The following is a 21,300-nucleotide window of genomic DNA, read 5'->3' as shown; positions in this document are numbered from 1 at the left end:
ATGAAGTTATTTTTTGGAACATTTCAAGGTAATCATGCTTTTTTAAGTGAAGAAGAAAGCAATCATTTCGCAAAAGTTTTACGAGGAAATGAAGGCGATATTATACATGTAACTGATGGGAATGGAAATTTAGCAAAGTGTGAAGTTACACAAGTAACTAAAAAATCTGTTGAAGCCAATGTTATAGAATTACAAGAAAATTTCGAGCAAAAAAAATACTATCTTCATGTTGCCATCGCTCCTACTAAAACAATGGAACGTATTGAATTTTTCTTAGAAAAAGCAACCGAAATTGGTATAGATGAAATTACGTTTTTACAAACTTTTCATTCAGAGCGAAAAAACATTAAAATTGAACGTTTAGAAAAAATTGTACAATCAGCTACGAAACAATCGTTAAAGGCTTATTTACCTAAAATGAACGATTTAACTAAGTTTAATGATTTCATCAAGCAAGATTTTAAAGACTATAAAAAATGTATTGCTCATTGTGAGAATGATATTGAAAGAACTCCTTACAACCAAATTTTAAGTGAACAACCTGAAAAGGTTTTAATTATGATTGGACCTGAAGGAGATTTTTCTCGCGACGAAATTAAGACTGCTTACGAAAAAGGCTTTAATGGAATTTCATTAGGTTCGCAACGTTTCAGAACTGAAACTGCCGCATTACAAGCTGTTTTTGCAACAGATTGGGCATATAATCATAAATAAAAAAACCGGATTAATCATCCGGTTTTTTTTATCTTATTTGTGTGTCTTTAGAAACAATTTCACTTTTTATATTCTGTTAGAATTACTTAAATCTATTGACTTTTTCCCTAATAAATTCATTTACAACAACGCTTAATCTCTTAGATTGCATATCTTTAGAAAAACGTTTTGGTGGCGCAACACGTTCGGCACAATTCTCCATTCCACAGTTTTCGCATGTAACCGCAACTTCTTTTATAGGAATTTCTGGATCATTTAAAAACTTTACTTTTCTTTGCGCACTTTTATGCAACAATCCAATTGTAACGCTTCGTAAATAATCAGGATTAAAAGGATCTTTCGTCGCTGAAGAAACCACGTAATATTTTTGATTATTATTAAAAGGATAAATCGAAACTTGGGAAGAAATTACATGTTCAGGATCTTCTGGAGTTGAATTTTCTAATTTTTTTAAAACATTTAAAGACACCCAACGTCTACAATAATGCTCATCAGTTTCGTTAGCTTGTGGAGATTGTTGCTGATTTAGATGTAATTCTTTTGTTAACTTATATTTTCCTGTTCCTATCTTCGTTGTTAAACGTAAAAAGAATAAATCACGAATATTAAAATGTTTAGGCAATAAATTAGTCATGCGCTGATAAACCGTTTCTGGGGACTCGGTATAACTTCCGAAAAGACGTAAGAAATTCTTAATATCGTGCTTGTCTTCACCAAATAATTGAGTCATTTTGTATACTAATTCATCTTCAGGCAATAATAATGCTCCAGCAAAATAAGATGCATAAAAATTATTCAATAATTGATCAAAATTCTCGAAAGAAACCCACGAATATGTGTTTAAACGTTCTTTATAACCTAAATAATTATATCCTAACTCTTTTGCTAAAATGAATCTTTTTTGATCTAAATCTGAATCAATATTGATGTATAAATGCTTCTTTTCTTCTATATAAATCGATCGCAGCTTACCTAATTCAGGACGTTTGTGCGATTTAAAATCTTCATAAAAAACTTCGATTCCGTACTCTTCTTTCAAGATTTCCGTCATCAAATCGTCAGTAATCGTTTCACCTTCTTGGTAAGTAGAATATTGTTTCAAGAAATTTTTGGCGGCAATTTCTAATTCTGGGAAATAATTATCGTTCGCTTCTTGGAAAGATCGTAAGGATGCTAAATAAAAACTTTCTTTCGTTAAATTGTAATTGTTTCCAATTTCGATTAATGTGGAAATAAAAGCATTTACTTTCATCGGAGCATTGGAAATTATCTCAATTAAATCTCTTTCTTCAATCCCGAAAAGCTCTAAAGGTATCTCCTGCAAAAGATTAGATTGTAAGATTTCTGCTACTGGTGCTAAATTTTTATCTAACTTTAAAGAAACTAAATCGTCATAAGGCACATCAAAAGCTTCTGCTAATAAAATAATTTTATCCGTTTTTGGATATTTTTTGCCTTTTTCAATCTCGTTTAAATATGATTTTGAAAGCCCAGTTATTTTAGATAATTTAAACAGAGACAAGTCTTTAGCTGTTCTTATCTGTTTAATTTTTAATCCGAAAATAAGTTTTATATAATCTTCTTGCATTTTTTTATAAAAATATTTGGTGAATGTAAACGAATTTTCATAATTTAGCGAACGTTCGCTGATTGAATTAAATCTGCTTACAAACAAAATCAAAACTACACAAAAAAACACAATAAATGAGTTCAGTTATAAATGAATTTAATTTAGTTTTTGATTGAGAGATTGAATCATCTTAAAATCAAGTTGATTGAAATTATAATTTAGACTCATTGCTTTACACGAGAAGTTCAATTCAAGTTTACTTGAATTATTGACAAAGCGAAAGCTAAGTCATACGTTTTTTTGTAAATCGCACGAAACGTAAAAGACAATTTAAACAAACATGTTGTTGTTTTTTATTACATAAATAAAAAGCAAATCACAATATAAAGAGGAAATATCAGGCTCACTTCTTGACTTTGGTTTATATTTTTTCCATAATGCACACACGTTACTTTCCAATCAAAGTGGGCCTTATTTCTAACTTATATTATAATCATAACATTGTATTGAATCTTAAAAAGAGTTTCTTTTCAAGAACATAAACATGTTTTACAATCCAATGGTTTTAATGTTAAAACCGAATTAGATTTTGTACAAAACACAGTGAAAAAACGTTTATTCTACGAAAGCAAATGCTGGAAGTTTTAAAAATGTCAAAGTTTCACTTAATCATAATGCATACTTTTCAATTAAAAAGACCGAGCTGCAACTTCGGTCTTTTTTTATTCTTTAAAATCGGATTTTACAATTCTAATCTACTTTATTAATCTGAAATGTTTTCCCATTCATTTGGAATGTATCGTTAACTGATTTACCCAAAAAAACTTTTGCTAACGGCGTTTGATTTGATAAAACAAAAATCTTTTTATCGTCGAATTTTATTTCACCTAAACTACAACCGATAAGAAAATTTCCCATCGAAGTTTCGACATAAGATCCGTTTATAATAATCTTACTTTCCTTTACACCTAATTTCAAAAATTGATCTTGCTGAATTAACACTTCATTCAGTTGATTTTGAATTCGAGTAATTTCTTGTTGCATCATTTCCCTTGAAGTTTCGTACTTATCTCCCATACTACTTTTGGTATCGTTGTTTTGGGAACGTAAATCATCAATTAATGCGTTTAGATAATTAATTTTTTCATCAAATACATTTACAATTTTCTCGTATAATTCGTTTGTCATTTTTATTAAAAGTGTAAAAGCAAAAATACAAAAAGGTTCATGGTAAAAGGATGTTTAAACAATCTTATTGATAAAATCTAAATTTTGAATCCTATCTATTAAAAAATTACAACATAGAATACACAAAAACACTATATTTATTTGATTAAAACTTAAACCTAAATTTTATCAAACAATCCAATTTAAAATATATAATTACCACTATCATATTAATACTGAACATCAATTTACATGCTCAGGAACCATTTTTTTACCGTATAAATACAGCTGAAGGTTTAACAACTAATACTATATACGACATAAAGCAAGATAAAAAAGGATTTTTTTGGATTGCTAGTGAAAATGGTATGTTTAAATATGATGGAAACGTTCTTGAAAAAATTGATCAAATCCGAAAAAATGGTGTATTTAATATTCAATTAGATTCTTACAACAGAATTTGGTATCAAGATTTTAACGGAAAAATATATTACATCGAAAATAATGTGATTAAAACTTTACCCGAAACTACTTCCAAAGGTTTTATAGAATACATTATAAGTAACGATATTATTTATGTGATAGAACAAGATTTTATAAGTTATTTCTCGTTAAAGGATTTAAAAAAGAAATCAATTCTGAAAGAGCCAACAAATGGCGTTGTGGAAGTATTTGAATTTAATGGTCGATTTGGAATTATATTTAAAGAAGTTGTAAAACTTTTCGATAAGAATAATGTCAATATTATTAAGATTGATCCGCAGTTCAAAAAAAATATAGAAAACCCAATTACAACTACTTTAAAGGGTAAATTGTATTTATTTGATAAACATAATTCTAAAGTTTTTTACACGTTTGATGGTAAAAAATTAGTTCAACATAAAATTGATTTTCCTTTCGAATTTAAACAAAACATAACCAGTTTTGATAATGAAATTTGGTTAAGTACAACTTCTGGAATCGTTAAATATAATATCATTCGAAAGAATACGGAAGTTTATTTTCCTAAGAAAAATATCTCTCAAATTTTCAAGGATAAACACAATCATTATTGGATTTCTACTTTGAATGAAGGAATTCTGTTCGTTGAAAGTTTTAAAACCAAAGTATTTGATTTAAAGTCTATTCCTACACTTTTATCAAAAAATCGTGATAATTTAATCATTAGTACAGAAGACGAAAAAATATTTTCATCGGATAATGATCAGTACAAATTGATTCATAGTTTTACATCGAACCATGGTTTTTTAATGAACAAATTTGATGAAAGCGAAAATCGAATTTTAGCGACTTCATCAACTTTTAAATGGATTGATCCTGACGAAATTTATGAAAATTATATCGCTGTAAAAGACTTAACTAAAATCTCGAAAAATAATTATGCATTTGCAGGAAGTATTCGTTCGGGTTTAGTGACGAATGATCCAGAAATACATCGAAAGAATCAAGCGCAATACCCGAAAGCTGATGAGCTAATACAGAATGGATTATATTTTACTTACATTTTGTCAGAACTAAATTCGAGAAGTGTTTTATACCTTCCAAAATCCAACCTGTTGTATTTTGCCACGAATTACGGCTTAATAACAGTTAAAAACGACATTTATTCGGAAATTAAAGATTCCAATGGAAAATCAATATATCTTAAAGATTTATATGCTTTCCAAGATTTCATCATTGGATTAACTAATGATGATGTGATTGTTAAATTAAACGAAACAAATCAAATTTCTAATTTTGTTTTGCCTTCTTATATTAAAAATGCGACCGTTGAAAAAATTAAAGTTTTAGATAATCTGTTATTCATTTTCACATCAAATGCGGTTTATGAATACGATTTAATTCATAATTCGAGTTCGAAAATGATCAATTTGACTCCAACTTTCAAAGCAACAGATGTAGAAAGAATTGGATCGTACTTGTATTTTGCTACAACTTTAGGAATTTTAAAAAAGAATAAATACAATTTTACTTCGAACTTTCATCCTTGGTTAGATATTGATAAAATTATCATTAATTCTAAAGAAATTGATCTGCCGATTATTAAAGAATTACATCATAACGAAAATAATATAGACATTCATTTCAAGGTAATTAGTAAAACACCAAATGAGGTTTATAACATATATTACAAAATCAATAACTCTAATTGGATTAAGAAAGATCATAAATCAAGAATAATTAATCTTTCTTCGTTAGCACCAGGTAATTATAACGTTAAAATTTTAATTGAAGGAGATTATAAAAGTGTCATTTCAAAAGAAATTAATTTTACCATTGATAAACCTTTTTGGGTAAAATTTTGGTTTAATGCATTATTAATCAGTTCAATTATTGCTTTTATATTCTATTATACACGAATTAGAATCAAGAAAATTAAAGAAATTAATCAGTCAAATATTGATCAAATTAATTTAAAAAACGAACTGAATATTCAAAAATTAAAGTCAATTAAATCACAAATGAATCCGCATTTTTTCTTTAATGCGTTAAATACAATTCAGTCCTATATTTTAACAGAAGACAAAAAATTAGCTTTATTTTATTTATCAAAATTCTCAAAATTAACACGCAAAATTCTTAAACTAAGCGAAAAGGATTTTATTAGTTTGAAGGAAGAAATTGAAACAAATGAAATTTATTTAGATATTGAAAAAGCACGATTTGATGATAATTTTGAATATAAAATAGAAATTAAAAATGATGTAGAAACACACTTGTGGAAATTCCCATCACTTTTACTGCAACCAATTATTGAAAATGCTATAAAACATGGTCTTTTACATAAAAATGGAGATAAAAAAATTGAGATAATTATTGATCAAAACGAAACTCATTTAATCATTCATATAATTGATAATGGAGTTGGCCGAATTACAAGTGAAAAAATAAATAAATCAAGGCAAAACCACGAATCTTTTGCCACAAAAGCTATTGAAAACAGAGTAAATATTTTAAACCAATCTTATCATCTTGATTTAAGTATAACATATATTGATTTATACAATCAAAAGAACGAACCTTCTGGAACACAAGTTGATATAAAACTCTTAAAAATAACCTATGAAAGCGATAATAATTGATGATGAAAACCGAGCTAGAATTTCTTTAGAAATGATGCTGAAAGAATTTTGTCCTGAAGTGGAAATTATTTCATCTTGCGAGAATTTAAATGAAGGAATACAAGCTATAAATAAACAAAAACCGGATATTGTTTTTCTTGATATTGAAATGCCAAATTTTAGCGGTTTAGATATTGATAAATTCTTTGATATCAATAAAATTGATTTCTTTCTTGTGTTTACAACAGCGTATGAAGAATATGCCTTAAAAGCATTTAAATTAAACGCTTTTGATTATTTATTAAAGCCAATTAATCACGAAGATTTAATCAATACAGTTGAAAGGATTAAACTAAAACAAACCACACAAATAATTCCTCAAACCAACGCACCAATTGAAAAAATTGCTGTTCCTACGGCAAATAACTTGCTGTTTATAGAAACTAAAAACATCATTTATATTAAAGGAGAGGGCGCTTATTCTGACCTTATTTTAAAAGATAAAAAGAACATTTTGGTCAGTAAAAATTTAAAGAATTTTGAAGAAGTTTTAGGTTCAGATTCTCGCTTTATCAGAGTTCAAAAATCCTATATTGTCAATTTTGATTATATTGTTTCTGTAAGTAAAACAAACGGTGGAACGCTGCATTTAATTAATGACATACAAATACCAATTGCTACGGACAAAATCCAATCTATTTTAGATAAAATTATAATCCTTAAAAAATAAAAAAAGCCTCAACAAATGTTGAAGCTTTTCTTTTATAAATTTATTTAATTTTTAATTTCCACACGTATTCCTTCACTTTGCGCACTTAATTCTGGTGCATACATATTTTGCATTGAAGTAATACCGTTCGAAAAATTACCTGCATTATTTGCTTTTAAATCATATTCAAAAACATATGTTCCTTTGCGCATAAAATCGGCAAAGAAATTTGTAGAAGCATCTCTCGTGCTTTCATAATAACCAAATTCACCTTTCCATTTGTAACCAGATAAAACATTTACAGGTTCAAAACCACTCGCTCTCATATCTTTAATGTGAACAAATTCCATATTTCGATCAATTGAAATTTCTAAACGAACCGTCACAACATCACCTATTTTTATTGGAGTTTGAGATGTAATTTCTCGTAAAACTGGACCATTCGCAGAATTTGATTTTACATATAATTTTTTATTGAATTTGATTCCTGTTTCAGCAGATTTTATTTGATCTAAATCTTCAAAATATTGCCAATACATTGCTCCATAAGCTACACCTGGCGACGTTTTAGAAACCTCAACTTTACCTAATTCTGGTTTTATTTCGTCTGAATTCCAAATCGTTTTTACATAACCCGAACCTGCTTGTGAATTCTTTTCAATGTCGAAGTTTTCATTACCTATTTTAACATTTATTCCTTTTTCAGCATCTATCCACGATTTACCTGTATTCATTAATGCATAAACAGCTTTCGTTGTAGCTTTAGTCGAATTCCATTGGTTCGTTTGTTTATTTTTTATTAACCAAACTTTCATTTCTTCAACTGATTTTACGTCATTTAAAACCTCATCATACGCTTCAATCAACATTGCTTGTGTTTCCACAGGTGCGTTATACCAAAACCAACCTGGTTGATTATTTTTCCAATACATTCCCATTTCGTCCGAAAGAACTGCCGTTTCTCTTGTTGAAATTAGTACCTGTTTAGCAGCTGATTCCATTCCAAAACGTTTAAGAACCAATGCAGCAATTGCTTTTTGCTGTAATGATAAATCTAACTTTTTCTCATTCAGATTTTTTAACATCACATTTTTCATTTCTTCTAAATTTTTATCCATCGGAAATTGATCTAAGAAAAACGAACGAGCATATAAATAATGAATTCCGTCTGAATAAATAATATTCTTAAATGATTTTAAATCCTTTTTAAATTCGTTGTAGCGTTTCAAATTTTCTTGATCCATATACTGAATCGCATTTCCAACTAAATTAATTGGTTGAATACCCATCGAATTGAAATTCACATTCATTTTCTTCAAATTCCCAAATCCAGCAACAATATGAGTTGTAATATATTCATTAGGATTTCCACCTTCAAACCATGCAAAAGCACCATTTGCTTGTTGTTTAGCACTTAATTTTTCAAATGCCGATTTCATTTCGTTTTGCATTTGATTCATCTGAAATAAAGTCGCGATTTGTTTCATTTGCGTTTCTTCATTTTCAGCCGAACGAACCCAAGGTGTTTCTTCTAAAATGATATTTTTTAACTCTTCATTTACTTGAAGTTTTGATTTTAAATCACCTTTCGCATTCCATTGATCAAAAACTGCTTTAATTTTTGGATTCGAATTGATAATTTTTTCAGAAACCATATTTCCATACAGACGAGAGAAAACTTGTTCAGCACACTCATACGGATATTCTCGTAAATAAGGCAACGCGAAAATTGCATTCCAAATTGGGTTAACTGTCATTTCAAAAGTTAATTTAAAATGATCTAATGTTTCAGATTTATTTTGTTCTAAATTTTTAAAATTGAATGTTTTATTTTGATTTTCTTTGATATAAATCGGCATCGTTTCTGTAACCAACATACGATTCGTTAAAATCGGTAATGCAGATTCTTCACCATCAGAAAAATCTCCTGCAACTGCGACAACACGATAAACAACCGCTTGAATATTTTTAGGAACATCTAAAATCCAAGTTACTTGATCTGAATTTCCTTTGGCTACATTAAAATTCTGAGTTGGTTGATTTAGTTTGAATTTTGAATCTATTGGTTCATTTGTAAACGGATCAAACAACATTAATTTAGCCGAGCCATTTAAAACTTTATCTGATAAATTATTAATCTTAGTTGAAATTGCCACTTGATCTCCTTCTCTTAAAAAACGAGGAGCATTAGGTACAACCATTAATTCTTTTTGTGTTTTTACACGTTGTTCTAGATACCCAATTTTCAAATCTTTTGTATGCGCTAATGTCATAAATTTCCATTCCGTTAAAGATTCCGGAGCCGTAAATTCTATGATTACATTTCCATCTTTATCTGTCATTAAATTTGGATAGAAAAATGCAGTTTCATTTAAAACTTTACGCGCTTGAACTTGGTCTAACTTTGGTTCATCTACAACTGAAACTTCATTTAAAGTAATATCTTCTTTCTTTGCCTCAGCATAATCTTTTTGCCTTAAACTCTTCGCTTCAGGATAAACTTCAGCTTTATTCATAGCAACTCCAGCTGTGAGTACAGCGTCATGATAAACATTTTCTCTATTATAAGAAATATAGTTTCTGTTGAAACCAAAATTAAATACTTTAAAGTTTAATCCATGGGCATGATATAATCCACCAATTTCATTATCCCAAATACTATTAATCGAGTTAGAGAATGTAGAATTTATACCTGTATTCATTTGACTGAAATAGTTACTTACATAATTTGTTCGATAAATATTTGGATTAAAATTTAATGAATGCTTTACGAATTGGTCCAACGAAGCATCATACATAGCAGCTAAAACTTCAGACGAAAATTTGTCTTTTTGATCGCCAGTAATTTTAATTTGCCATTTTTCTAAAGAACCTGGAGTTAATTTATCACGAATAACAGAAGTTGTTATCTTTAAATCTTTCGATTCCATTGGGACAGCAACATCAACTTTATCAGTTTTAAAATCATTATTATTAACTACAAAATAACTTAAAGCAGTGCCTCCTAAATGCTCTTTAGAAACATTAAATTTTACTGTTTTAGCGTGTTTTAAATCTAAAACTCCTTCACGAATTGATTGATTATTTTCATTAATCGAATAAAATACAAATACATCTTTAATTGGAGATTGAAAAGTTATTTTCACTTCCTCTCCAACTTTATAACTCGATTTATCTGTACTTGCAGTGATCAAAGTATATTTATTTGGCTTTTTTGGATTAGCAATAAAAACGATTTGTTCATTTTCAACTTTATCGTTCCCATCCATTACAAAACCTTTGATTACATAGTAACCTTCCTCTAAATTTTTTAAATTATTAAAACTAACCTTAGACGAAATCGATGTATCGTAAGAGTGTTCAGCTATTTTTTCTCCGAGCTCCCAATTTTTAGGAATATCATTCGAAGCGTAAGAATAAGTTGGAAATAACTGATTGAATTGTTTTTCTGTATAGTAATTATAGCTCGTTTCCCAACTATTCGATTTTAAAACACGATCAGGCGATTTTAAACGATATACTTCAACTTTTCCTTTCCCTTCTTGCTTTACATCATTTACATTTTTAATCGAAATATTAAATGATTCTACATCTTTGATTGTAATTCGCTCATTCAAATCAAAAGAAAGAACTAGTCGCTTATCACCTACTTTTACATTTGATGTTGTTGATTGTGTTTCTCCATTAATATCTGTCACAGAAACCTCAATCGTATAGTTGTATAAACGATCAACATCTTTGCGCTGTTCTTTTGGTTTTGCAATAAAATTGAAATTGAATTTACCTTCAGCATCGGTTTTTATTTCGCCAAACGCCATTACTTCCTTGTAAGATCGTCCGTACGGAATACTTCTGTACCATGGCCAATAAGTAAATAATTCTTGACGTGTGATGTTATATTTAACAACTGCCTGATCGATAGAAGCTCCAGAAAATGCTTCTGCTTTTCCTGTTACTTCGATAAGATCATCTATTTTATAAATACCTTTTTGATCATCAACTTTAACTTCAAATTTTGGTCGCTTGTATTCTTCTACTCTAACCCATTGATTTCCTCTTATTGATTGGTCTGAGGAATAAACATAAATTTGAAAATTACCTGTTAAACCACTTGCCGGAATTTGGAAACTACCATTAAAAGAACCAAATTCGTTCGTTTGCCCTGTTGTTTTAGCGACTTCCTTCCCATTTACATCATTTAAAATGATCGTAATCGGTGTATTTGGAATAACTTCACTTTCTTTGTTAATGGTCTTATACAGAATTGATTTATAATAAATCGTTTGACTTGGTCGATAAATCGCACGATCTGTAAGAATTTTTGCAGTATTAACTGCTTGATCTCCTTTTATGTTATTACTGTTGTACAAGTAAAAATTGTAAATAAGATCATCGCCTTTAACCTTTACTTTTAAATTGTGATATTGATTATATCCATCAATTTTAACTCTTCCTAAATCATCTGTAATTATTTTATTTGGTTGATTTGATGAGTTATTCAAATTTACATATTCAATCTCTTGATTTTTTATAGGTTTTCCCGATTTTCTATCCAAGACATAAAACTTATTCTGAATAGAATTTATCATATAATTAGACGCTGACAGTAACATAAATTTTGTCTCATCCTTTTTATTGACATCAAATAATTTATCCGTAGAAATTAAAACAATATAATTTCCTGAAGCCAAAGGATTTAATTTATAAACCGAAGAGTGTGTTTGATAATCGTCAAAAGATTTAATATCAATTGTATATTCGTCTACAGGCGTTAAACCTTTTAGATATTTTTCTACATTTTTTAAAGTTGATGAATGATACGACTCAAGATGAATTGCATCTTTTTCATAAAAACTTGTTTTGTATTTATAAACTCGAACATAAAGTTGATCAACATTTTTATGAAAAATATTGACAGGAATATTTTCATTTGGAAGTAAATATTGCTCTGAATTAATTCTAAATTCTTTCGCTCTGATTTTATCGGCCTGTGCTAATACATATTTTGTTTGATCTGAATTTGGGTATAATTTTTTTAATTTTTGTTCAATCTCAAAAATCTTATTGTAACTACCTTTTTTTAGTTCGTCCTCGTGCATTAATCGCTCTACAATAGCAGAATAAATAACAGCACTATACCAAGCATCTTTTTCATAAATTGAAGCAAGTTGATTGATTTCTTTATTAAATTCCTCTTGAGTAATCGAGCTTTCTAATCTTACTAATTGCTCATGTTGATTATATAAGAAAGCGTTAAACTCGCCTTTCTGAATATTAAACTCAGCTAATTCTTGATTGTATTGATTGGCTTTTTTATCATTTTCATCAGAAATTGAAAAATTAAATCCATGATCTAAATACGAAATATACTCGTGCACAATTACATCATACAATGTAGGCGTTAAATCTCTTCCTTTCTCAAAAGAATTATTATCATCGATTAAAGGAGCCCAATTCGATAAGTTTTCTTGAATTAATTCTTTCTTTGGTTGAATTGCTTTTTGGTATAATTCTTCAATTCTTTTTTCAAACGCATTAAAATCCCAAAAACGAATATCTTCAGATGAAGCGTTCTCTAACGAAGTTCTACTATTTATTTTGTATTCGTTTTCCTGAAAATATAAAAAATACAATTTGGCCAAATACATTTGTACAACTGCATCTCTAATTTTTGATTTTCCGTTAATTTCCTTGGCAAATGTTTCAATCACAAAATTTACATCATCTGTATTTTCCATTGTAGCTATCTTAATTTTAGCTTCGTAAAATAATGCTTTGATGTAATTGGCATCGTCCTTTTGCGACTGTGCAAGAGATTTTATTTTAAGAACATTTGGTTCTAATGATTTGAATTGACCGTTGTTCATAGACTGGTCAACTTCTTTCCATAATTTATCTAATTGTTGGTTTTGGGCCATAGCAAAAAATGGGAATAATAGCGTTAAAAATATATAGTAGCTTCTCATAATCATGGATTTATATGCTAGATGCAAGTTAATTAAAAATGGTTGGTTATAAACATAAAAAAATCCGAATACTACTAAGTAACATTCGGATTTTTAAATATATAAAAGTAAATTTTATAAATCTTCTAAGTCAAGATCTTCATCGATTTGTAAGTCGTTTAATCCTGCATCTTCAGCAAAATCAATATCTTCATCACCTTCTAAATCGATAATATCAATTTCACGTTTAGGCGCTTTTAATGGCATAGACCCAAAACGGTAAACAGTTAAAGGATAATTTAAAACTGCTGGTTTATCTTCGATTGAAATTAATTCAGCAACAAAAGTCCACATTTCCATAAAATCGTAAACAAATTTGATACGATCTCCTTGTAATTTGAAAACCTCTTTAATGTAGAAATCTGCCATTGTTTCGTCAGTACCGTCATCAGACATGTCCTCTAATGGAATTTCTTTTAATTCTACACCATCTTCGTCAATTTCGTAAAAAGATGCTAACTCTTCACCTTGTAAACTAAAAGCACTAATAATACCTTTGTATAAAGTAAATAATGTTTGCTTTTCTTTAATTTCAATATCCCTGAAAACATCCTCCTTTGCATCAAGGAAAACACGAATTTTATATATCACTTTTTAACTATTTTTCAATTCCAAATTTAACTTTTTTCCTAAATCTACAACATAATTATATGCAGAATTATAATTATTTTCTACTTCACCTTCTAAGATAGCTTCTTTTATGGCGTTTTTAATTATTCCTACCTCTTTACAAGGCGTTAATCCAAACATTTCCATAATTTGCTCACCTGAAATTGGTGGTTGAAAATTACGAACACGATCACGTTCTTCGACGTCTTTTATCTTTTCTTCAACTAATTCAAAATTTTGTTTGAATCGTTTTTGTTTACGTTCGTTTTTCGTTGTAATATCTGCTTTACAAAGTTTGATTAAATCTTCAAAATCTTCTCCAGCGTCAAACAACAACCTTCTTAATGCAGAATCTGTAGCGTCTTCATCCACAACTGCAATTGGTCTTGAACTCATCATTACCAATTTCTGAACATATTTCATTTGTGGTCCTAATGGTAATTTTAGTCTTCTAAACAGTTTAACTACCATTTTTGAACCAACAAATTCGTGCGAATGGAATGTCCATCCAACTTTTTTATCGAATCTTTTAGTTACTGCTTTACCAATATCATGCAATAAAGCTGCCCAACGTAACCAAATGTTATCTGTATATAATGATATGTTATCTACCACTTCTAAGGTATGATAAAAATTATCTTTATGTCTTTGACCTTCAACTTCTTCAATTCCTTTTAAAGCAGTTAATTCAGGCAAAATATATTGTAATAAACCAGCTTTCTCTAATAAACTTAAACCGAAAGAAGGTTTATCAGTCATCATTATTTTTTGAAACTCGTCCATCACACGTTCAAAAGAAACAATTTCTAAACGAGATGCATTATCAATGATTGCTTGAAAAGATTTTTCTTCGATCACGAAATTTAATTGAGCCGCAAATCGAATTGCGCGCATCATACGTAATGGATCGTCAGAATATGTAATATTTGGATCTAATGGTGTACGAATAATTCCATTTCTTAAATCTTCTACTCCATTAAATGGATCAATTAAATCTCCAAATGTTTCTTTATTCATAGAAATAGCTAATGTATTGATGGTAAAATCACGACGTTTTTGGTCGTCTTCTAATGAACCATCTTCTACATGAGGCTTTCTACTATCTTCTGAATAACTTTCTTTTCTTGCACCAACAAATTCTAATTCTATATCATTATAACGAAACATTGCTGTTCCGAAACGTTTAAATACTGAAACTTGTGATGTATTACCTAAAGATTTTGATAATTCTTTGGCCAATAATATTCCATTACCAACCGTAACAAAATCAATATCCTTTTTTTGTTCCCTTCCTAATAAGTAATCGCGCACAAAACCACCTACAACATATGTTTCCTGATTTATTTGATCAGCAACTTCACATACGTTTTTAAATAATGGTAATGTTACAGCTTCTTGGATTTTCATTTTGCAAAAGTAAAAGATTTGACTAAAAAAACTACTCTCTTATTACTTTTACTTGATTATCTAACCCTAATTTTATTATGGTAGATGCAGTAAACTGAGGATCAAAGGTTTTGCATTCATTTAAAACGATATCAACTCCTTCTACAATTGCCGGATTCACTTCTGAAAATATTTTTGGCGAAGCTTCACCAGAAAGATTTGCTGAAGTAGAAACAATTGGCGCTTTTAATCGACCGATAATTTTTTTACATAACAAATCGTCTGTTAAACGAATTGCGATGGTATTATCTTCTGCAATTAAAGATTTAGGTAACCCTTTTGGGTTATCATATATTATTGTTATTGGTTTTTCATTAAAATCCATTAAATCCCAAGCTAATTCAGGAACCTCAACAATATCTTGTAACATTTTAGGAGAATCAACCAAAATGATTAATGACTTAGACGAAGGCCTATTTTTGATATCAAAAATCTTTTGAATTGCTTCTTCGTTTTTTGCACTACATCCAATACCTAAAATAGTATCAGTAGGATATAGCATTGTTTTTCCTTCGTTTAATTGTTCTACGATTTCGTGAATATTAGACATTGATTTTGATTTATTTGATGTGAATCTAATTTAATAGATATCTTTTTTGATTTGAGTGCAAATTTCAAAATTATATTCAAGTTTTATCTAAAACGTTATAATAATTTTCGATATTACAAGTAGTTCTTATTATAATAAACTATAAAAAAATTAAAGGTTTATTAAAAATATCATCATGAAACTTCTAAATGAAGTTTTAAGATTAGATTTCCTTTATTTTTTGCTTATGTTTTAGAGATAAAAACATTGGCATTCCTACTAACGTTGCTTTAAACAAAGGCCATTTTTTTGGACTAACTAAAGTTGAGAAAAAGTATTTAATACCGAAATAAATCAATAAAACTTTTGAAGCTAGCCAACCTTGATGCTTGTTTACGACATATATTAATGAAAGCTTTTGCTCTAATTTAATTGCTATGGATTTTTTTGTACTTAATCCATGGAAATGCTTGTATTGAATCGTTGGAATCAAAACTGTTTTTTTGCCAATAGCTTTTAGTCGGCGAGATAAATCTGTTTCTTCATAATACAAGAAAATATTTTGATCAAAGCCTCCGATTGTATCAAAATCTTCGCGGCGTAAAAACATAAACGAACCTGCAATAAAATCGGCTTCTATAGGTTTTGTGTAACTTTTTTTACGTTTTGGAAATCTTTTAGGATTTACAATTTCTAGAATTTTTCTGGTAAAAATTTCACGTTGCCAAGATGCAAAATGATCAATTGTAGGCACAAAATCTAATTGTTCATTCACTGATTGTGGAGAAACAACTCCAACATCAGGATTTTGATCTAAATATTGCTTTAAAACCGAAAAACAATCATCAATTAATTCAACATCATTATTTATAAAAGTAACATATTTACTTGGCGAAGTTTCGGCATATCCAATCATATTACCAGTCCCAAAGCCTGTGTTCAAATTACTACGAACTAATTTTAGATTCTCTAAATTTAGATTTTTGATTTCATTTTCTAAATTTAGATAATCATCTCTTTCAGAAGCATTATCAATAACTACAATTTCGTAATTAAGTAATGTTGTTTTTTCTATAATACTTTTTACGCAGGCAATTGTAGCGTTGCTTGTATTAAAATTTATCGTTACGATGCTTAAATCTAACATTAAATATATTGATTGATGCCTTTTTCGGCGAATTTTAATTTTTCGTTGATCGTTCGTAATTGTATTTTATCATTGCGATCCAAAAATGATTTACTTTGTTCGTGATGATAAATATGATACACAATTCCTGCAAATTTTAATCGCTTTGCTTCAATACCAGCATTATGCATGCGCAAAACTAATTCTGAATCCTCTCTTCCCCAGCCTGAAAATTCTTCATTATAGCCATTGACTTTTATAAAATCTTCTTTCCAAAAAGAAAAATTACAACCTCTCATTTTAGATGAATAATTTGGATGTTTTTTTTGATTTTTAGCTAAAAATGGAAGATGTAAAGTTCTACCACGTTTTTTGATTCCTTTCGAAAAAATATTAAAGTTGATATTTTTTGAAGTAAATAAATCTGATAATTTACTTTCTTTAATCGTTACACGAGAACCATACAGATAAACATTTTTTTCTACCAGCATTAAATGATCTGCCACAAAATTTGGATGCAAAATCACATCACCATCAATACTAATAATATAGTCTGAAGAAGCCTGAGCAATTGCTTTATTCATAATAATTGCCTTACGATTTCCATTATCTTCATGCCAAATATGCTTGATTGGTACAGGAAAATCCATTTTAATTGCATCAATCAATTTTTTGGTTTCCACTTTCGATCCATCATCGGCAATGAGAACCTCATCCGGTAAAGTCGTTTGGTTTGCTATACTTTTCAGAACCAGTTCTAAAGCTTCTGGCCAATTATAAGTCGATAAAACTAAGCTGGTATTAATCTTCATATCAACAAAAATAAACATATCTTTGGCATTGTAAAATAGAAAAAGAGATTAAAATTTATTCTCTTTGAAATTTGTAAAAAATGAGTCAAAAAATTGTAATAAATCCGAGCTATAATACAACTTCGCAAGAAATTAAACCTATTATTGATCAATATGATTCGATTACAGATTATGTAGCTAAAGGTGATCGTAATTCAATTAAAAAAATTACATTAAAAAACGATAAAATTGCGACAATTAAATCGTTTAAAATTCCAAATATCGTCAACAAATTTGTTTATCGTTTCTTTAGAGAATCTAAAGCGCAACGTTCTTACGAATATGCAAAAAAATTGATTGATTTAGGATTTCTTACACCATATCCAATAGCATATGTAGAAGAAAAAACGGCTTTACAATTTTTAAAAAGTTACTATTTATGCGAATTAGTATATGCTGATTTAACATATCGTGAAATGGTTCATGATTTTAATTGGCCAAATCGAACAGAGATCTTAAAACAATTTACTCATTTCACCTATCAATTACACGAAGCAGGGATTGAATTTTTAGATCATTCGCCAGGAAACACGCTGATAGAAAAAGTTTCTGAAAATAAATATAATTTTTATTTAGTTGATTTGAATCGAATGAATTTCCATGATTCGATGGATTTTGAAACTAGAATGAAGAATTTTTCGCGTTTAACACCTCATAAAGAAATGGTAGAAATTATGGCGACAGAATATGCGAAATTAATTAACAAACCTAGTGATGAAGTAATTGATGCCATGTGGAATGAAACAAAAGAATTTCAGTTTAAATTTCATCAAAAACAAGCTCGAAAAAAGAAATTAAAAGCAATGATTGGTAAAAAATAAAAAAAAGCACTTCGATTGAAGTGCTTTTTTTTATAATATCATATCAGAAAAAGGAATTATAACATTGTAACCTTTCTCTTTAAAATAAGTTTCCATTCCTTCTCGGTAAGTCACCAAAACAAAATCTCCGCCCCAAGCACCAAGACTTTTCACGCATCCTTCATAATCCTTAAAATACATTTCTTTTGGTTGTTGAAGTTGCATAAAAGCACCTAATTTATCTTGATAATCTGTTAAAATTAATTCAAAATCAGCTAATTCTTGAACGTTTGTTGCATCTAAAACTAATTGCGACAATTCATTAATTAAATCCCAATCTTTCAGTTTATTTTTATAATGATTTCCAACAACTGCCTGCGTATCTTGCTTTTGATTAAGATATACAAAAAACAATTGGTCTTTAAAATTCCAATTCAATTCCAATTCTTCCACATTAATTTGCGGATGATTCGAAAACAATATCGGCTTATTGTGATGTGCACAAGCAATATCGTATCCACTCGTGTTAAAAGTTAATTGATTTAATTCGAAAGGATTAATTTCAATCCATTGACTAATCAAATCAATTAAAGTCGAACTACTTCCTAATCCCCATTCTTGCGGATATTCTAACTTGGTTTCACAACTGAAACCTTGCTTTGAATTGAAAAAATCTGGATTTAATGATTTAGCTTGAATCAAAATATTTTGAAGAGATTTTGCTAATTTTTCATTAGAAGTAGCAATTATATCTAGCGAATCTAATTTAAATTGAACATCAAACCATAACGAATTATCAGCTTTATATGCACTCCAATTGATTTGATTTGAATATTCGGACGAATCTTTTACAAATAAACATTGCCCAAACTTAGTGGGCAATGCAAATGCTTTCGCTCCATCCATTACAATATATTCCCCGATAAGGAATAATTTTCCATTAGAACGGAATGTTTTCATCTTTTAGATTTGTGCTGAAGAAGTCGCAACATCACGACTAACTTTTTTTACTAAACCTTGTAGTGTATTACCTGGACCAACTTCGATAAACTCTGTTGCACCATCAGCAATCATATTTTGTACAGATTGTGTCCATTTTACTGGAGCTGTTAATTGTGCGATTAAATTCTTTTTAATTTCAGCCGGATCTGTAACTGCTGTTGTCGTTACATTTTGATAAACTGGACAAATAGGTGTATTAAAAGTTGTTTCTTCAATAGCTTTTGCTAATTCTTCTTCTGCTGGCTTCATTAAAGGCGAGTGAAAAGCTCCACCAACTGGTAAAACTAATGCACGTTTTGCACCTAATTCTTTTAATTTTTCGCAAGCAGCATTTACAGCCTCAATCTCTCCAGAAATCACTAATTGACCTGGACAGTTATAATTAGCCGCTACTACAACACCATCAATTTCTTCACAAGCTTTTTCTACGATTTCGTCTTCTAATCCTAAAATAGCAGCCATTGTTGATGGATTTGCTTCACATGCGTCTTGCATTGCTAATGCACGTTTGTAAACTAATTTTAATCCTGATTCAAAATCCAAAACTTCTGCAGCAACTAAAGCTGAAATTTCACCTAAAGAGTGTCCTGCAACCATTTCTGGTTTAAAATCCTCTAAAGTTTTAGCTAAAATAACTGAATGTAAAAATACAGCAGGTTGCGTAACTTTTGTTTGTTTTAAATCTTCAGCAGATCCTTCAAACATAATTTTAGTAATATCAAATCCTAAAACTTCGTTTGCTTTCTCAAATAATTCTTTTGCAATTGCTGAATTGTCATAAAGGTCCTTACCCATTCCTGTGAATTGAGCTCCTTGACCTGGAAAAACATAAGCTTTCATTATTGTGATTTATGCGTTTTTATTAATAAGTTGTGAAGCTTCAGCTTCGTAAATTTTATTCAAAAATACATATCTGTTTTTAACTGAATCAGCATGTAGTTTTGAAATAACATATCCTTCTTTTCCATCTAAAAATCCTAATCGTAGGATATAATGATTAAAGAATCTATAAGCTGGTTTGACTTGAAAATGAAAGAAATTTGGTTTCAAATTTTTCATCCTCAACTCTTGTGCTCTAAGTTTTGAATATGATGTTAATTTATTTCTATATTCTTCTGAAGATGAATAGGTATAATGATCTAATTTATTTCTCAGTTTTGAAACTACTCCATCACATTGAATTAGTTCATGCACTAATCTATTATTTTTGTATCTATTTTTAGATTTTTTAAAAACTCGAATAGCTTTATCATTCTGCATACCTGAATAATTCAAAACCTTATTCTTAAAATAAAATTTACGATAAACGTAGTATGCATCAGCAGAAGTGTTACTTTTTATAGTATTTAAAATTTCCTCTTTTAAACTTGCTGGAATATGTTCATCAGCATCAAAGAATGTAATCCATTCGTAAGAAGCTTGCTGAATCGCAAAGTTTTTTTGATCAGAAAAGTTTGTAAATTCTCTTTGAAATAATTTTACCTTCGGATAAGTTTTAGCAATTTCGATGGTACGATCTGTACTGTAAGAATCAACTAAAATAATCTCATCAGCATAATCAGCATCATCTAAGAAACGCTTAATATTTTTTTCCTCGTTGTAAGTAATCAGTAGTGCCGAGATCTTCTGCATTTAGATTGGTTTTGTTCATTTCGTATCTCAAATATATTATTTTAAAATACGATTAATTAATATTTAAACAGAAAAATA

General features: G+C 29.1%; 16 protein-coding genes and 1 pseudogene. 6 read left to right on the top strand and 11 right to left on the bottom strand.

Going from position 1 to position 21,300, the window contains the following annotated elements:
• Complete coding sequence (locus J9309_RS10550) at nucleotides 1-714, top strand: 16S rRNA (uracil(1498)-N(3))-methyltransferase (protein ID WP_230475841.1); 714 nt, start codon at nucleotides 1-3, stop codon at nucleotides 712-714.
• A gap of 82 nt (nucleotides 715-796) precedes the next feature.
• On the opposite strand, the gene J9309_RS10545 is transcribed toward J9309_RS10550, so the two are convergent.
• Entirely contained in the window at nucleotides 797-2,302 is a 1,506-nt protein-coding gene (locus J9309_RS10545) for a helix-turn-helix domain-containing protein (protein ID WP_230475840.1), read from the bottom strand.
• Nucleotides 2,303-2,648: 346 nt separating this feature from the next.
• On the opposite strand from J9309_RS10545, the gene J9309_RS13650 reads away from it, so the two are divergent.
• Nucleotides 2,649-2,765, top strand: a complete 117-nt coding sequence (locus tag J9309_RS13650) for a hypothetical protein (RefSeq protein ID WP_394369300.1) — start codon at nucleotides 2,649-2,651, stop codon at nucleotides 2,763-2,765.
• A gap of 269 nt (nucleotides 2,766-3,034) precedes the next feature.
• Here J9309_RS13650 and J9309_RS10535 read toward each other — a convergent pair whose 3' ends face one another.
• Complete coding sequence (locus J9309_RS10535; protein WP_230475839.1) at nucleotides 3,035-3,472, bottom strand: hypothetical protein; 438 nt, start codon at nucleotides 3,470-3,472, stop codon at nucleotides 3,035-3,037.
• 167 nt (nucleotides 3,473-3,639) lie between these two features.
• Between J9309_RS10535 and J9309_RS13645 the strand changes: the two are divergent.
• From J9309_RS13645 to J9309_RS10525, 3 genes and pseudogenes are all read left to right on the top strand, one after another.
• A pseudogene (locus J9309_RS13645) lies at nucleotides 3,640-3,807 on the top strand (hypothetical protein); the annotation flags it as partial.
• 12 nt (nucleotides 3,808-3,819) lie between these two features.
• A complete protein-coding gene (locus J9309_RS10530) occupies nucleotides 3,820-6,534 on the top strand; it encodes a sensor histidine kinase (protein ID WP_230475838.1) in 2,715 nt (904 codons plus the stop codon).
• Nucleotides 6,515-7,243: a LytR/AlgR family response regulator transcription factor gene (locus J9309_RS10525; protein ID WP_230475837.1), complete on the top strand. Its 729-nt coding sequence runs from the start codon at nucleotides 6,515-6,517 to the stop codon at nucleotides 7,241-7,243. The genes J9309_RS10530 and J9309_RS10525 overlap by 20 nt, the downstream gene beginning before the upstream one ends.
• A 44-nt stretch (nucleotides 7,244-7,287) precedes the next feature.
• On the opposite strand, the gene J9309_RS10520 is transcribed toward J9309_RS10525, so the two are convergent.
• The 6 genes from J9309_RS10520 to J9309_RS10495 all read right to left on the bottom strand — a co-directional run bounded on the left by J9309_RS10520 (nucleotide 7,288) and on the right by J9309_RS10495 (nucleotide 17,767).
• A complete protein-coding gene (locus J9309_RS10520) occupies nucleotides 7,288-13,188 on the bottom strand; it encodes an alpha-2-macroglobulin family protein (protein ID WP_230475836.1) in 5,901 nt (1,966 codons plus the stop codon).
• Between the two features lie 114 nt (nucleotides 13,189-13,302).
• Nucleotides 13,303-13,818 (bottom strand): plasmid pRiA4b ORF-3 family protein, encoded by a 516-nt coding sequence (locus tag J9309_RS10515; protein ID WP_230475835.1) that lies wholly within the window; start codon nucleotides 13,816-13,818, stop codon nucleotides 13,303-13,305.
• A gap of 3 nt (nucleotides 13,819-13,821) precedes the next feature.
• A complete protein-coding gene (locus tag J9309_RS10510; protein ID WP_230475834.1) occupies nucleotides 13,822-15,243 on the bottom strand; it encodes a CCA tRNA nucleotidyltransferase in 1,422 nt (473 codons plus the stop codon).
• A gap of 31 nt (nucleotides 15,244-15,274) precedes the next feature.
• Nucleotides 15,275-15,832: an L-threonylcarbamoyladenylate synthase gene (locus J9309_RS10505; protein ID WP_262897267.1), complete on the bottom strand. Its 558-nt coding sequence runs from the start codon at nucleotides 15,830-15,832 to the stop codon at nucleotides 15,275-15,277.
• Between the two features lie 202 nt (nucleotides 15,833-16,034).
• Entirely contained in the window at nucleotides 16,035-16,958 is a 924-nt protein-coding gene (locus J9309_RS10500; RefSeq protein WP_230475833.1) for a glycosyltransferase family 2 protein, read from the bottom strand.
• Nucleotides 16,958-17,767, bottom strand: coding sequence for a glycosyltransferase family 2 protein (locus J9309_RS10495; RefSeq protein ID WP_230475832.1), 810 nt, complete (start codon nucleotides 17,765-17,767; stop codon nucleotides 16,958-16,960). Before J9309_RS10495 ends, J9309_RS10500 begins: the two co-directional genes overlap by 1 nt.
• Before the next feature lie 62 nt (nucleotides 17,768-17,829).
• Between J9309_RS10495 and J9309_RS10490 the strand changes: the two genes are divergently transcribed.
• Nucleotides 17,830-18,609 (top strand): lipopolysaccharide kinase InaA family protein, encoded by a 780-nt coding sequence (locus tag J9309_RS10490; RefSeq protein ID WP_230475831.1) that lies wholly within the window; start codon nucleotides 17,830-17,832, stop codon nucleotides 18,607-18,609.
• A 30-nt stretch (nucleotides 18,610-18,639) separates the two neighbouring features.
• Here the strand turns inward: J9309_RS10490 and J9309_RS10485 are convergent, their stop codons facing one another.
• The 3 genes from J9309_RS10485 to J9309_RS10475 are packed head-to-tail and all read right to left on the bottom strand — an operon-like array spanning nucleotide 18,640 to nucleotide 21,222.
• Nucleotides 18,640-19,548 (bottom strand): GYDIA family GHMP kinase, encoded by a 909-nt coding sequence (locus J9309_RS10485; RefSeq protein ID WP_230475830.1) that lies wholly within the window; start codon nucleotides 19,546-19,548, stop codon nucleotides 18,640-18,642.
• Nucleotides 19,549-19,551: 3 nt separating this feature from the next.
• Nucleotides 19,552-20,430 (bottom strand): ACP S-malonyltransferase, encoded by an 879-nt coding sequence (gene fabD, locus J9309_RS10480; RefSeq protein WP_230475829.1) that lies wholly within the window; start codon nucleotides 20,428-20,430, stop codon nucleotides 19,552-19,554.
• A 9-nt stretch (nucleotides 20,431-20,439) separates the two neighbouring features.
• On the bottom strand, nucleotides 20,440-21,222 hold the full coding sequence (locus tag J9309_RS10475; protein WP_230475828.1) for a glycosyltransferase family 2 protein: 783 nt from the start codon (nucleotides 21,220-21,222) through the stop codon (nucleotides 20,440-20,442).
• Nucleotides 21,223-21,300 lie beyond the last annotated feature (78 nt).

The organism is Faecalibacter bovis (genome assembly GCF_017948305.1).
GTDB classification, from domain to species: domain Bacteria; phylum Bacteroidota; class Bacteroidia; order Flavobacteriales; family Weeksellaceae; genus Empedobacter; species Empedobacter bovis.
Note: the sequence above shows the minus strand (reverse complement) of the source record. Positions and strands in the feature narration are given on the sequence as shown.

Bases quoted from the DNA above. Each gene is read 5' to 3' on its own strand.
- J9309_RS10525 (WP_230475837.1), top strand. From the start codon at position 6,515: ATGAAAGCGATAATAATTGATGATGAAAACCGAGCTAGAATTTCTTTA.
- J9309_RS10485 (WP_230475830.1), bottom strand. From the start codon at position 19,548: ATGAAAACATTCCGTTCTAATGGAAAATTATTCCTTATCGGGGAATAT.
- J9309_RS10530 (WP_230475838.1), top strand. From the start codon at position 3,820: ATGTTTAAATATGATGGAAACGTTCTTGAAAAAATTGATCAAATCCGA.
- J9309_RS10475 (WP_230475828.1), bottom strand. From the start codon at position 21,222: ATGCAGAAGATCTCGGCACTACTGATTACTTACAACGAGGAAAAAAAT.
- J9309_RS10545 (WP_230475840.1), bottom strand. From the start codon at position 2,302: ATGCAAGAAGATTATATAAAACTTATTTTCGGATTAAAAATTAAACAG.
- J9309_RS10520 (WP_230475836.1), bottom strand. From the start codon at position 13,188: ATGAGAAGCTACTATATATTTTTAACGCTATTATTCCCATTTTTTGCT.
- J9309_RS10500 (WP_230475833.1), bottom strand. From the start codon at position 16,958: ATGTTAGATTTAAGCATCGTAACGATAAATTTTAATACAAGCAACGCT.
- J9309_RS10495 (WP_230475832.1), bottom strand. From the start codon at position 17,767: ATGTTTATTTTTGTTGATATGAAGATTAATACCAGCTTAGTTTTATCG.
- J9309_RS10505 (WP_262897267.1), bottom strand. From the start codon at position 15,832: ATGTCTAATATTCACGAAATCGTAGAACAATTAAACGAAGGAAAAACA.
- J9309_RS10490 (WP_230475831.1), top strand. From the start codon at position 17,830: ATGAGTCAAAAAATTGTAATAAATCCGAGCTATAATACAACTTCGCAA.
- J9309_RS10550 (WP_230475841.1), top strand. From the start codon at position 1: ATGAAGTTATTTTTTGGAACATTTCAAGGTAATCATGCTTTTTTAAGT.
- J9309_RS10510 (WP_230475834.1), bottom strand. From the start codon at position 15,243: ATGAAAATCCAAGAAGCTGTAACATTACCATTATTTAAAAACGTATGT.
- fabD (WP_230475829.1), bottom strand. From the start codon at position 20,430: ATGAAAGCTTATGTTTTTCCAGGTCAAGGAGCTCAATTCACAGGAATG.
- J9309_RS10535 (WP_230475839.1), bottom strand. From the start codon at position 3,472: ATGACAAACGAATTATACGAGAAAATTGTAAATGTATTTGATGAAAAA.